The sequence below is a fragment of the Streptomyces sp. NPDC005761 genome, from assembly GCF_040630635.1.
GTDB lineage: Bacteria > Actinomycetota > Actinomycetes > Streptomycetales > Streptomycetaceae > Streptomyces.
Genome location: NZ_JBEXXX010000014.1, coordinates 1 through 13190, shown reverse-complemented (window position 1 = coordinate 13190; position 13190 = coordinate 1). Strand labels below are relative to the sequence as shown.

11 protein-coding genes are annotated in these 13190 nt (G+C 71.2%); 5 read left to right on the top strand and 6 right to left on the bottom strand.

The genetic code is table 11. From position 1 onward, the window contains the following. Positions 1 to 71: 71 nt before the first annotated feature. Together ABZ434_RS15685 and ABZ434_RS15680 are read right to left on the bottom strand one after the other, a co-directional pair. Positions 72 to 1916 carry an FAD/NAD(P)-binding protein gene (locus ABZ434_RS15685; protein WP_359135879.1) on the bottom strand — a complete coding sequence of 615 codons (1845 nt, stop codon included), beginning with the start codon at positions 1914 to 1916 and terminating at the stop codon, positions 72 to 74. Next, positions 1913 to 2779: an amino acid ABC transporter permease gene (locus tag ABZ434_RS15680; protein WP_359135877.1), complete on the bottom strand. Its 867-nt coding sequence runs from the start codon at positions 2777 to 2779 to the stop codon at positions 1913 to 1915. Before ABZ434_RS15680 ends, ABZ434_RS15685 begins: the two co-directional genes overlap by 4 nt. Positions 2780 to 3268: 489 nt before the next feature. Between ABZ434_RS15680 and ABZ434_RS15675 the strand changes: the two genes are divergently transcribed. Then, positions 3269 to 4210 (top strand): ABC transporter substrate-binding protein, encoded by a 942-nt coding sequence (locus ABZ434_RS15675; RefSeq protein ID WP_359135875.1) that lies wholly within the window; start codon positions 3269 to 3271, stop codon positions 4208 to 4210. 7 nt (positions 4211 to 4217) lie between these two features. On the opposite strand, the gene ABZ434_RS15670 is transcribed toward ABZ434_RS15675, so the two are convergent. Next, positions 4218 to 5507, bottom strand: a complete 1290-nt coding sequence (locus tag ABZ434_RS15670; protein WP_359135873.1) for a DUF5685 family protein — start codon at positions 5505 to 5507, stop codon at positions 4218 to 4220. Between the two features lie 248 nt (positions 5508 to 5755). On the opposite strand from ABZ434_RS15670, the gene sepF reads away from it, so the two are divergent. Beyond that, positions 5756 to 6199, top strand: coding sequence for a cell division protein SepF (gene sepF, locus ABZ434_RS15665; protein WP_359135871.1), 444 nt, complete (start codon positions 5756 to 5758; stop codon positions 6197 to 6199). A 36-nt stretch (positions 6200 to 6235) separates the two neighbouring features. Here sepF and ABZ434_RS15660 read toward each other — a convergent pair whose 3' ends face one another. Together ABZ434_RS15660 and ABZ434_RS15655 are read right to left on the bottom strand one after the other, a co-directional pair. Continuing rightward, positions 6236 to 7447, bottom strand: a complete 1212-nt coding sequence (locus ABZ434_RS15660; protein WP_359135869.1) for an acyl-CoA dehydrogenase family protein — start codon at positions 7445 to 7447, stop codon at positions 6236 to 6238. A gap of 95 nt (positions 7448 to 7542) precedes the next feature. Then, positions 7543 to 9282, bottom strand: coding sequence for an MFS transporter (locus tag ABZ434_RS15655; protein ID WP_359135867.1), 1740 nt, complete (start codon positions 9280 to 9282; stop codon positions 7543 to 7545). A 554-nt stretch (positions 9283 to 9836) separates the two neighbouring features. On the opposite strand from ABZ434_RS15655, the gene ABZ434_RS15650 reads away from it, so the two are divergent. Further along, complete coding sequence (locus ABZ434_RS15650) at positions 9837 to 10871, top strand: phosphatase PAP2 family protein (RefSeq protein WP_359135865.1); 1035 nt, start codon at positions 9837 to 9839, stop codon at positions 10869 to 10871. 99 nt (positions 10872 to 10970) lie between these two features. Here the strand turns inward: ABZ434_RS15650 and ABZ434_RS15645 are convergent, their stop codons facing one another. Then, positions 10971 to 11186, bottom strand: a complete 216-nt coding sequence (locus ABZ434_RS15645; protein WP_359135863.1) for an I78 family peptidase inhibitor — start codon at positions 11184 to 11186, stop codon at positions 10971 to 10973. Between the two features lie 696 nt (positions 11187 to 11882). Here ABZ434_RS15645 and ABZ434_RS15640 point away from each other — a divergent pair. Then, positions 11883 to 12665, top strand: a complete 783-nt coding sequence (locus ABZ434_RS15640) for a hypothetical protein (protein WP_359135861.1) — start codon at positions 11883 to 11885, stop codon at positions 12663 to 12665. A 137-nt stretch (positions 12666 to 12802) separates the two neighbouring features. Then, on the top strand, positions 12803 to 13147 hold the full coding sequence (locus ABZ434_RS15635; RefSeq protein ID WP_359135859.1) for a hypothetical protein: 345 nt from the start codon (positions 12803 to 12805) through the stop codon (positions 13145 to 13147). The last annotated feature ends 43 nt before the right edge of the window (positions 13148 to 13190 follow it).

The following is a 13190-nucleotide window of genomic DNA, read 5'->3' as shown; positions in this document are numbered from 1 at the left end:
GGCTGGTCGGGGGGCGGCTGGTCGTCTTCATGGTGGTGTCCTCGGGCTGTTCGGATCGAAGTGCGCGCCGGTCAGTCATCGGTGCCGCCGAGGCCGCGCAGGAGGGTGAGTGCGGCGCGAGCGGTGGCGTCGTTCTGCCCGAAGGCAGGCCCGCCGGTGCGGGGCCGGGTGAAGGCGCCGCTCGTGCGGGCGGCCGTGTGGGGGCCGAGCGCGAAGCGGCGGGGGTGCGGGAGACCGTCGCGGTCCAGGATCCGGCCGTCGCCGGGGTCGACGGCGAGCAGTCCGCCGGTGGTGGCGGCGGCACCGTCCTCGTACAGCGCCCGGAGCAGGGTGCTGCGGGTGCGTCCCGGCGAGGGGTCGGGCAGCCGGGCCTCGACGAGGGCGCGGGACTCTGTCCGCTCCCCCGGCACGGTGGCGCCGGACGCCCAAAACAGGCCCCGTTCCTCGTCCGTCCCGACGGTCGTCCCGGCACCGAGGAAGTGGACGACACCGGCCCGGGAGAGAGCGAGCAGCTGCCGCAGCCGGGGGCCCGGCGGCCCGGACGCGAGGTAGCTGAAGAAGCCGTGCCACCATTCCCCGATGTCGGGGAACTTGATCAACTGGCCGTACACGGAGAGCAGTCCGAGGAACACGGCGAGGTCCTCGCTGCGCCCCGGATCGTGCCGGCGGTCCAGGTCGGCGGTGATGTAGGCGCGTGTCGTCTCCTGGAAGGAGGCGGCCGAGGTGTGGCGCACCCCGTCCAGCGGGTGGTCGAGCGCCGTCAGGTCGAGCCGGTCGGCGGGGTCGGGGACGGCCGCGGCGATCACGGCCCGCAGATCGGCGCTGCCCGCGTCGGCGGCCGCGTACTTCTCCTCGAAGGCGGCCCAGCCGGCCGTGGTGCGCTCCGGGTGTGCGGCGAAGAGCCGGTGGTAGTGGGCGTAGCCGAGCTCTTTGTCGACATGGGGCCATATGTCGCGGCGGAAATCGGGCGGCTCCGCCCGGCTCAGGAGTTCGTCGGCCACCTCGGGCCCGAAGAAGCGCGGCAGGGGCGGTCGCTCGCCGGGCCGGACGTATCCGATCTTGGAGTGGTACGGGACACCGCGCCGCGATCCGACGTAGAGGACGGGTTCCTTTCCGGAGGGCAGGTACGTGCCGTCCTCGTACCGTCCGCCGCGGCCCTCGGTGAGCAGCACCATCAGATCGATGAAAGCGAGCCCGAAGCCCCGGACGATGACGGGTTCGCCCGCCGGCAGGACGCTCAGGTCGCTGTCGGCGGTGAAGTCGGGCGGCAGGTGGACGAGCCCGTGCCGGGCCGCGAAGCGGGACAGCCGCCGCTGCTCGTCGTCCGGTTCGGCGTCGAGGTGGCCGAGGGTGAGGACCACGAGGTCGGCGGTGAGGGGTTCGGCGCGGCCCTCCAGGTGGACGGACTGGCGGCCGTCGCGGGGGCCGGTGACGCGCAGGGCCCGGCCGCGGTGTTCGTGGACGGTGACGGTGGGCGGGAGCGCGGCCACGGACTGCTCGTACACCCAGCGCAGGTATGCCCCCTGCAGCCGGCGGCTCGGGAAGTCCTCCCCCGTCAGCGTCTCGATCTCGGCACGGAGTCCGGGGTCGGCGGCGATGTCCGGACCTGGTTCGGTCCGTCCCTCGCGCACGGCGGCCGCCCAGACGTCCAGCGCCGGCCCCGGCCGGACGGGGCCCTCGAGGCGGACGGTGTCGTCGGTGAACATCGTGACGTCCTCGGCCATGGAGTTCATCCACAGCAGCGGCGACTGGTCGTGTCGCCAGATCCGGCCGCCGCCGGGCGGGAAGGGATCGACGAGGTGGATGTCCAGCGGCCGGCCGTCGTACAGCGAGGGGGCGTTGGCGGCGATGCGCTCGACGAGGCCGGTGCCGCGCGGTCCGGCCCCGATGACGACCAGCGACGGTACGGCGCTCACCGGTGGTCCCCGGTGCCGCGTGCGTAGTACCGCTCGACGTAGTGCTGGCCGATGCTGAGCAGCGAGGTGACGACGACGTACCAGAGGGTGGCGACCAGGAGCAGCGGGATGACCTGGTACGTGCGGTGGTAGACCAGCTGGACCGAGTACAGCAGGTCCTGTACGGCGATGATGCTGACGATCGAGGTGCCCTTGAGGGTGCCGATGAGCATGTTCCCCGCGGGCGGCACGATGGAGCGCATCGCCTGCGGCAGAACGATGCGGTGGAACCGCCGCCACGGGCCGAGGCCCAGGGACTGCGCTGCCTCGATCTGTCCGCGTTCCACGGAGAGGATGCCGCCGCGCACGACTTCCGCCGCGTAGGCGGCCTCGTGGAGCGTCAGTCCGATGACGGCGACCGTGACCGGACCGAGGAGGTTCACCGTACGGACGCCGAGGATCTCGGGATAGAGCGCGCCGATGTTGAACCAGAACAGCAGCTGGACCAGGATCGGGGTGGACCTGAAGAGCCACACGTACCCCCAGCCGACCGCCTGGAGCACACGGTTGGCGGAGAGCCTGAGGACGGCGAGCAGCGTCCCGAGCGCGAAACCGAGCGCCATCACGAGCGCGGTGAGCCAGAGGGTGAGCCCGAGACCGCGCAGCACCGCCGTGGTGGTGAAGTAGTCGCCGACGACGCCCCATTGGAAGGCGTCGTTACGGATGACGGAGTTCAGCGCGAGAACCAGCAGGACCAGCACGGCGGCAGCCGCCGTCCACTGACCGGTCCGGCGCACCGGAACGATCCGCAGCCGGTCGGCATCGTCGTCTTCGAGCGGGCCGGCCGGAAGAGCCGACGGGAGGAGGTCTGTCTGTGCGGACATGCGAGGGCTCCGTGGATGCGGCGATCGAACACGGGGCGCGCCCTCGGCACGGAACACGACGGTGGAACACAACGGGGACCGGGCCCCTCAGCCCGATCCGCCCTTGAGGTAAGCGCTGTTGACGACGGCTTGTCAACCCTGTCCACACTGTGAGCCGTACGTCTCATGTCAGTTGACGGGCCAACGGATGCCTGTTCCACTTGGGCCATGCATTCGCAGCAGTGGCTGGTCAAGCGCTCCCACATCGACTTCGGTCGCGTGTGGTCCTCTTCCTGTTGAGCCTTCGCCCTGCTCCGCCTCGCAACTCCGCTCACGCCATGAACGGCGCCTGAGCGTTCCCCTGCGTGCCCTCGCGTACACAACGCCCGCACCACCCTCCCCTCGCACCGGTCCGCCCGTCGTGTTCCGCCGTTCCTCCGCCCCGTCCATGGGTCGTTCCGCGCTGCCCCGCGCCCGTCCACGGCCGATGAATCTGGAGAACCATCCCTGATGCCCCGTACCTGGCACCTCGCTGCCTTCGCGCTGATCACCGCCGCCACTCTGACGCTGACCGCGTGCGGGTCCGGCGATCCGGCGGCCGTCCCCGCGGGCGCGGCCGGCTCCTCCGCCAAGGGCGCCGTCCCCACCGCCGACGTCGTATCGGGGGTCAGGAAGGATGCGGCGGCGGCCGCCCTGCTGCCCGCCCGGGTCCGCTCCTCCGGCACGCTGAGCATCGCCTCCGCGGTCGGCGCCCCGCCCGGCGCCGCCTATCTCGCGGACGGCAGGACCCTGGCCGGCACCGACATCGACTTCGGGGACGCCGTGGCCAAGGTGCTGGGGCTGAAACCGAAACGGGAGGTCGCCGCGTTCGAGGCGATCCTGCCCGCACTCGACAGCGGGAAGTACGACGTCGGGACGGGCAACTTCGGCGTGACCGACGAACGCAGCCGGACGATCGACTTCGTCACGTACCTCAACGACGGCCAGGGCTTCGCGGTCCGCGACGACAGCAAGCAGGCCGAGATCACCGATCTCACCCAGCTCTGCGGCCTGACCGTCGGCACCACCGCCGGCACCACGTTCGAGGTGACGCTGGAGAAGAACCGGCACCGGTGCTCCGAGGCCGGCAAGGAGCCGTACGACGTGAAGACGTACTCCGATGCGTCGGCGGTCTGGACCTCGCTCCAGCAGGGGCGTACGGACGTGGTGATGTCGACCATCAACGGACTGCGGTATGCCGTGCGGCAGCAGGAGGGGGTGCGGTTCCTCAACGAGTTCAAGCGCCTCGACGTCGGCTTCGCCTTCAGGAAGGGCACCCCGCTGGCGCCCGCCTTCCAGGCCGCCGTCAACCGTCTCGTGGCGGACGGCACCTACGACCGGATCCTGAAGAAGTGGGGCATCTCCGCCTCGGCCGTCGAGACCTCGCAGATCTCGCCGCCGGAGATCAGGTGACGTTCGGTCAGCAGCTGCAGTCGCACCCGCAGCAGTCGCAGCCGTCACAGCAGTCGCCGCAATTGCTGCAGCAGTCGCAGGCGTCGCAGCAGTCGCCGCAGTCGCACTTGCTGCACAGCCCTTCGCGCCGCTGATGGCTCCACGGGTCGTCGAAGGTGCCGCAGCACATCTGGCAGGTGCAGGCGAGACCCGCCCACACGAGGCACCCCAGAATGAGCCCCCGCCGGTCGCGCGGGGGCTCCGGCGGCGGTGTGCCGAAGGGACCGGACGGGCCCGTGGGCGCGTAGGGGTTCCCCGGCGGCGGTCCGAACGACCCTGCGGGCCGCTCTCCTGACGGATCGCCGGTTCCGGTCAGGAGCCCACTCCCCTGATGGGAACAGACGTCCGTGGCGAACGCCCGGTCCACCGATCGCCGCAGTTCGTGCGCGAGCAGCACATGGGCGAGCCTGTCGTCCGCGAACTCCGCGTCGCGCAGCGCCAGCCGGACGCCGCGCAGGGCGTCGTCGCACAGCCGGCGGGCCTCGGCACGCGAGGTGCCGGTCGCCGTGAGGGGGTTCCAGGCACCCGACGCGGCGTCAGCTTCCTGGTCCTCCACGGCATCCAGCAGATGTGCGAGGCGCCCGAAGAGCCGTCCGGCCTCGGCGAGCGGCCCCGCGTTCTGCGGCTTGCCCGCGAGTACGGCCGTGTGCGCGAAGGCCGCCGCCGTGGCGGTCTCGGTGGGCTCGGTGACCGTCAGCAAGGGGGTGCCGGGCCCGGCGAGCAGCTCGATTCCGGTCTGCCGGTCGACGGCGTCGACGAGCAACGCGGTGTCGAAGCCGAGCTGGGCGCCCGTCCGCGCCCCGGCCCGGTCCCATCCTGCGGCCACCCTGCGCGCGGCCGCGGCCACCGGGCGGCGCGCCAACAGGCCGTCCCGGTCGGCCACGTGGTCGCGCACCTTGGCGGAGGCCAGCACCAGCGAGACGGCGGCCGCGAGCCTGGCACCCTCGCCGCGTGCGACCGGCGCGGTGCGCATGGCGCGCAGCGGGCAGGGACCGGCCGTGCGCCGCTGCGCGGGGGTGCGCTCGGTCTGAGCCTCCGTCAGGACCGAGACGATCAGACCGTCATAGTTCGTGACGATCCGGGCGAACTGTCCGTGATCGGAGCGAAGTGCCAGGCAAAGCCCGCAGAGATGGGCCATCCACTCGGCCTTGAGCCCCTCCGACAAGCGGTGGGTGCAGGGCCTGACGATTCCGAACACGGCGATCCCCCGGGAGTCGTTCAGCTGTGCGCGGCGCTCGGGCGCCTGCGCGACGTGCATCGTATCGAGTGACCCGTTCACCCGTACGCCCCCCATGTCACCCATACGGACCGGAAGGCCATATTTTCCTACCGTCAGGCCCCTTATGCAGGAGGAACCTTGACGAATCGCCACATCTTCTGCACCAGTACCGTCACGAAAGCCCTGCGCGCCGCGTATCCCCTTGGCGCACGATCCGCATGATGGACGACGATAGGGATACGAAAGACATGCGGAACACCAAGGAACCGCGGTGAGAGGAGGCGTCCATGGGATCGGTGCGCAAGGCGAGTGCCTGGCTGGGCCTCGTAGAGGACAACGACGAGCGGTACTACGACGACGACGAGTACGCCGAAGGTGCACGGACCGGGACGGGTCAGGCCTGGGTGACCGATCCGCGGGTGCGGGTGGTCTCGGAGGCGGCCGAGGAGACGGGCCGCCGGATCGCCACGGTGACCCCGGACAGCTTCCGGGACGCCCGGAGCATCGGCGAGCTCTTCCGGGACGGCGTCCCGGTGATCATGAATCTCACGTCCATGGACTCCGCCGACGCCAAGCGCGTGGTGGACTTCGCCGCAGGACTGATCTTCGGGCTGCGCGGGTCGATCGACCGCGTGGCCACCCGGGTCTTCCTGCTGACCCCCGCCGACACCCAGGTCGTCAACGGCGAAGCCGCCGGCCGGCCGGCCGACGGCTTCTTCAACCAGAGCTGAGCGGGGGCTCACGGCGGTTTGGTCGCGGTCCCGGGTCTACCGGAACGCGTCCAGGCCGGTGAGCGCCTTGCCCAGCACCAGCTGGTGCATCTCCACGGTTCCTTCGTAGGTGAGCACCGACTCCAGATTCGTCGCGTGGCGCATCACCGGGTACTCCAGCGAGATCCCGTTGGCGCCGAGGATCGTGCGCGAGGTGCGGCAGATCTCGATGGCCTCCCGCACGTTGTTCAGCTTTCCGAAACTGACCTGCTCCGGACGGAGCCTGCCCGCGTCCATCCGACGGCCGAGGTGGTGGGCGAGCAGGATGCCCTTGTGGAGTTCCACGGCCATGTCGGCGAGCTTGGCCTGGGTGAGCTGGAAGCCGCCGATCGGCTTCCCGAACTGCTCACGTGTCCTCGCGTAGTCGACGGCCGCCTCGAAGCTGGACCGGGCGGCGCCCATGGCTCCCCAGACGATGCCGTAGCGGGCATGGCTGAGACAGCTGAGCGGCCCGCGCAGTCCGGTGACGCCCGGCAGCACGGCGTCGGCCGGCAGTCGTACCTCGTCGAGGATCAGCTCGCTGGTGACCGAGGCGCGCAGGGACCACTTGTGCCTGATCTCCGGCGCGGAGAAGCCGGGGGCATCGGTGGGCACCACGAATCCGCGGATGCCGCTGCCCGTGCCGCCGTCGTCGGTCTGCGCCCAGACCACGGCGACCCCGGCGACCGAACCATTGGTGATCCACATCTTGCGGCCGCTGAGGACCCAGTCCTCGCCGTCGCGCTTGGCGTACGTCCGCATCCCGGCGGGGTCGGAGCCGTGGTCGGGTTCGGTGAGCCCGAAACAGCCGATGATCTCCCCGGCCGCCATGCCGGGCAGCCACTGCTGCTTCTGCTCCTCGGATCCGAAGCGGTGGATGGCGTACATGGCCAGTGAACCCTGCACGGAGACGAGCGAGCGGATCCCGGAGTCGGCGGCCTCCAGCTCCAGACAGGCCAGCCCGTACTGGACCGCGGTGGCGCCCGCGCAGCCGTAGCCCTGGAGGGACATGCCGAGGGCGCCGAGCGAACCGAGCTCGCGGGCCAGTTCGCGGATGCCGGGCAGCTCGCCGTTCTCGTACCACTCGGCGATGTGCGGCAGGACCCGGTCGGCGGCCCAGACCCGGACGGTGTCGCGGATCGCGAGATCCTCGTCGCCCAGGAGATCGTCGATGCCGATCGGGTCGCGGGGGTCGAAGGGCGGGAGTTTCGAGGACGGAGCGGTGGACATGAGGGGGTGCCTCCGGCGGCTCGCACGGTACCGATGTCGGTGGGGAACGCCGAAAACTAGCAGTGTTAGTTACGGCGTCGTGCCGACGTTACGACTCAGTGTGCCGCGCGTCCAGAGCCCGTCGCCTCGGCCGGCCTGCGCCGCGCGGGCAGGCGGAGCAGCACCTCGGGCCGCTCCTGGGCCGACAGCTCGCGCGGCCCCCGGAGCTCGCCGGGCGCCGACGGCCCCTGCGCGTCCCCGACCCCGGGCACCTCGTGGCCGTCGGCGGGCTTGCGGGGTTCGCAGAGCAGCGGCGGGCACTCCATCAGACGGGGCAGCTTCAGGGCGGCGAGCGCCCCGAGGAGCAGCAGACCCGCGCTGACCAGCAGGGTGATGTGCAGCCCGCCGACGAAGGCGTCCCGGGCGGTGGAGCGCAGTACGGCGCCGAGCGGGCCGCCCAGCTGCCCCGCGACCTGGTAGGCCTCGCCGAGCGAGTGCGCGGCAGCGGCGCCGGCCGAGGCCGGGACCCCCTCGTCCGGGAGCTTGGCCAGACCGGGGGCGTAAGCGGCGTTCATCACGCTGCCGAGCAGGGCTATGCCCATGCCGGCGCCCAGCTGGTAGGAGGTCTCGCCTATCGCGGCGGCGCCGCCTGCCCGGTCGGCGGGAGCCTCGCTGAGCATCGACTCGTATGCGCCGAAGAGCGTGGACTGCAGGCCGAAGCCCAGCAGGACGAAGGAGACGGTCAGCAGGCCGGGGCGGTCGTGCTGGCCCATCGCGGTGAGCATCAGCACCGCTGCCGCCGTCAGGACGAAGCCCCAGCCGACCATCCTGCGCGGTCCGACCCGGCGCAGGGTGTACGAGCCGGTGGCACCCGCGGCCATGGCGGCGAAGGTGAGCGGCAGCAGTCGCAGACCCGTCTCCAGCGGGCTGAGGCCCAGGACCAGCTGGAGGTACTGGACGGCGATCAGCTCCAGGCCGACCAGGGCGAGCATGGCGAGGACGATGCAGCCCACCGCGGTGGTGAAGGCGGGCCTGGCGAACATCCCCATGTCGATCAGCGGATGCGTGCGCCGCTTCTGACGGCGGACGAACGCGGCCAGCAGCGCGGCCCCGGCCAGCAGCGGCACGAGCGTGCCAGGGGCGAACAGCCCCTCACCGATCCCGGCGCGTTTCACGCCGAGGACGACCCCGAGGACACCGGCGGCGGCCATCAGCGCGCCGAGCACGTCCCAGGGTCCGTCGTTGCTGCCGCGGGACTCCGGGAGAAGCAGCCGGCCGAGCGGCAGGATCAGGGCCATCAGCGGGATGTTGATCAGGAAGACCGAGCCCCACCAGAAGTGCTCGACCAGGAAACCGCCGATGACCGGGCCGGTGGCGGCACCGACAGCGGCCACGGCGGACCAGACACCGATGGCCACGGCCCGCTCGCGGCGGTCGGGAAAGACCTGCCGGAGGATCGACAGGGTCGCCGGCATGATCATCGCGCCGCCGACGCCGAGCAGGGCACGCGCCACTATGAGCACGCCCGCGCTGTCGGCCATGGCCGCGACGGCGGAGGCGACCCCGAAGAGCGCGTAACCGAGCAGCAGCACGCGCCGGCGTCCGACGCGGTCACCGAGCGTGCCGAAGAGAATCAGCAGGGACGCACAGACCAGGGGGTAGACGTCGACGATCCACAGCAGGCCGACGGCGCTGGGCCGCAGGTCCTCGGTGACCGCGGGAACGGCGACGTGCAGCACGGTCGCGTCGAGTGCCACGAGCAGCAGACTGAGGCAGAGGACGACCAGGACGACCCATCGATTGGCCCCGTCGGCGGCTTCGCGCAGACGGATTCGGGCTGTGGTCGTCCCGGACATGCATCTACCTCCCAAAGGTCCCTCGCGCTCGGCAGGCCCCCCGGGGATTCAGCGTCCGCTGTCCCTCGGGCCCGGCATCGACGGGCGAGTGATCCGTCAGCGTACGCGAGTTCGGCAGGGCCACACGTGGCCCATCTCATACCTGCCGACGCCGTCGAGTGTGGCGTACGCCACTGCCGGAGCCCGACCCGCCCCCTCCGGGTCACCACCCCGACCTGCGACGACCGGCCGCCCCGCCGCACGGACAACAGGCGCCACAGGCGTCGGAGACCCCCTGGAGTCGGCAGGCCGAAGGCGCCCAGTAACCGGACCGATACCGTCCGTTCCCCTCCGTCGGCGCTCGCGAGAAATGCACTCGGCCCTCCGGCGAGCCTTTCCGCGCATAACCGAATACGTTTACGGAAAAACATGCCGAGTGAATGCAACGGCAGGAACTCCGGGCTCCCGGAAACTCAGAAAATCGGCTCGGACTGAGACATAGTCCACATCACATCGTCATCACAAAGCGGCCGGATCGGCCAGGTCGCCCACTCACTCGCTGTAACGTCGATTGGGTGCGTACCGACATCTTTGCCCGTCTGGACCGGGAGCCGGAACCGCCGAAGATAGAGACACCGCGGATGAGCCCCCACCGCATCGCTCTCTTCGGCGGGACGTTGGCGTTCTATCTGGCCATCGTCGTTGCCGTGCTCATGTCGTCCTGGCTGGTGGCCCTGGACTGGAAGGTCATGCTCTTCCGGCCGTACCAGCAGTGGCCCGGCATCCACGCCTTCCTCGACTACTACGTCGTCCTCGGCCAGCGCGGGCCGACGGCCGTCATGGTCGCCTGCTGGCTGGGCTGGCGCTCCTGGCGGCAGCACACCCTGCGACCCCTGCTGACGCTGGGCGCCTCGCTCCTGCTGCTCAACGTGACGGTCGGCGCGGTCAAGATCGGCCTCGGCCGGCTCGGCCCGCACTACGCGACACAGATCGGATCGGCCGAGCTCTTCGCCGGCGGCGATATATTTCCCTCCGGTCACACCGCCAATGCCGTGGTGACCTGGGGAATCCTTGCCTACCTGGCCGCCACTCCGCGCGCCAGGCGCTACCTGTCGGCCATGTCCGCGATCGTCTCCCTCGGGGTGGGCCTGACGACGGTCTACCTCGGCACGCACTGGCTCAGCGACGTGGTCCTCGGCTGGGCGGCCGGCCTGCTGATCCTCCTGGGCCTGCCCTGGGTCGAACCGCTGATCACCCGGGCCGAGAACTGGATCTTCGCGGCCCGCGAGTGGCTGAGCGCGCGTGGCAGGACCGTGGCACCCAAGTCCGCCACGGCAGGCACTCCCCAGCCGGTCACGGCCGGCCTGCCCGGCATGGGGGACGCGGCACGGGGCCCGGCCCGCGAGCCGGCCGGAACCGGCGGCCACCAGGCGGCGGTCGCTGCCACCGGCAGCCGCCCCCGGGCGTACAGCGCACCGTCGGCCCACCCGGGCCACGCCGCACGCTCGGAGCGGACGCCGGTCACCCCGGGCGGCAGCCGCCGCCCGCCGCACGCGGAGCGCACACCACGCGGTGGTGCCGCCCCCGCCCGGCCGGTGGCAGGCGGCTGACCCCCGCAGGGCCGGGGGCACCCGCCCCGTGCATGGCTGAGGGCCCCGACTCCGGTCGGGGCCCTCAGCCATGCACGGGTGCCGGGCGGCACCAGGTCCTCAGCCGGTCCAGCAGCGCCTGACGACGCCAGCCTCGACCTCGAAGTTGATCCGGCCGCTCTGGAACTCCATGGTGATCACGGTGCCCGGCGGCAGGGCTCTGACAGTGGCCCAGCCGCGCTCCCGGGCCCGCCGTTCGGCGGTCTCGGCGGCGAGCCCGACGTAGTCGCCAGGGGTGTCGTCGGGCTGGGCGGAAGGAGTCGGTACGGGTGCCATGCCCCTCACGGTAGGCGGCTCCGGGCCACGACGGAAGCGGGGGCGCCACCCGGTCGCACCGCATCCTCACGTACCTCGCCGGTCACACTTGTGTCACAGCATCACTACATGTGTTCACCGCGGAGTCATTCGTTCGGACGCACCTTTCGCCATCGGACGCACAGTAATCACACAGGGCCGAAAATGATCTCCGAAGCAGACTGAAACAGTCAGAAAAACAAGCGGAATAAGCGCTACCGGGTGATGCCGATTTCTACGGCAGTGACCACCCGTAAATGAACACACCACCAGGAATTCGCCCTTCCTTATCGCATCCTTATCCACAGGTGACGATATCCACACCATCCCACCACAGCCCCCACCCCACCTCCCTTCTGCCCGTATAGCGGACACCCGAGCGATCCGCATTCCGGCCGCGTGCGACGGATCGGCGGCCGCGGCGAGCACCTACGCCGTGCGCGACACGGGCACCGCCCCCCCACGACCCGGGCACGTCCGGCTCCGCGCCCTCCGGGTGGCCCGCTTGCATTGCGCATGTTTCGTGATGTCGCGCTTTGCCCGGGTATCGCCAGCCGGGCCGTGCCTGATGGTTCGATTCCGTTCCCCTTCTCGCGTGACCCCGGCAGCGACTCACCCGTTGTCTTTTTCATGAGCCGGGAACCGCCCGGCGCACGTACCGAGTTCGAGGAGCCACCCGTGCCGCGCATGCTCGACGTCAGCGAGGACGTACGCGCCGAGATCGGCGACGCCGAAGCCGACCGGCTGCTCGTCGGCGACAACGCCCCCGGCAGTTACGACTGCACCTCCTGCCGCACCCCCGGCGACTCCGACCAGGAACGCACCAGCACGGTGCTGTTCGTCGGCGACGAGACCGCCGTCCTGGCCTTCGCCCATGCGAGCTGCATCCCCTCGCAGGTGGTCCAGGTCGCCGAGGAGCAGTTGCAGGGGGCGGTACGCAGCATCACCGGCAGCGAGCAGGAGGCTCCGGACCGTCTGACACCCGAGCAGGCGGTGCTCGGGATCACCAGCGGCCTCGTCCTGATCGACGACGAGCTCCATCCCGCCCTGGTCGTCGAGCCGACCGGGGCGATCGCCCGCCCGGGGACCGACGGCAGTGGCGGTGACGAGTTCCTCCAGCTGCTGCTGGAGCAGAACTTCCGCCCGGTCCACCGTATGGACCAGGTACCCGAGGTGCTGCACGGCTGGTCGATCCTGCTCGCCATGGGGCAGCTGCACGCGGTGCTCCAGCCCGGCACGGGCGGCGGAGCCCCGGTGGCCTGGTGGCAGGCCCACGCTCCCCTTCAGGTGACCGAGGGCTGGCGGACCGCGGCCAACAAGTCCCAGACCGTGCTGGTCTATGCCGCCCCGGCCGGATCGATCGGCCAGCAGCCCCGCGAGGACCTGCTGCGCGACGCCCTGGAGAAGGCCGCGGCCGGCGGGCTGCTGGTCGCCGCCGCGATGCCGCTGGCCGGGACCTGACCATGAGCGTGCACCCCGCGCGCCCGCGGCGAACCGCTATTTCTCCCGCGGGCCCGCATCCGACGGACCGCGGGGTCGTTGGCACATACGTGCACTCATACGACCCCTCCCACCAGCGTCCGAGCCCGATCCCTGCCATGCGCCCCGCGCAGGACCCATCGGGCGGCCCGTCCCACACCCCGATCTACGACGCGCTGTACTCGGAGTACCGCAGGTCGTTCAGGGCGCTGCCGGGCGATCGGAGTGGCGAGGAAAGTCTGGGCCTGCCGGCCTTCGGTGCCGGACTCTTCGGCTCCCGCGCCCCGCTGAGCGTCCACTCCGCGCACTCCGGGAGCGGTGGAGCGGGAAGCACCGCTGCCGGCACGGGCGGGCAGGGCGCCCCGAGCAGCCACACGGGGAGCCTCGGTTCGTGGCAGCGGGTCGGACGGCACGCGGGCCGGGGCCGGCCCGCGGCACTGCCACCGGGCTCCCAGGGAGCCTGACCGCACGACGAAGCCCCGGGCCACCCGTTGAAACGGGTGGCCC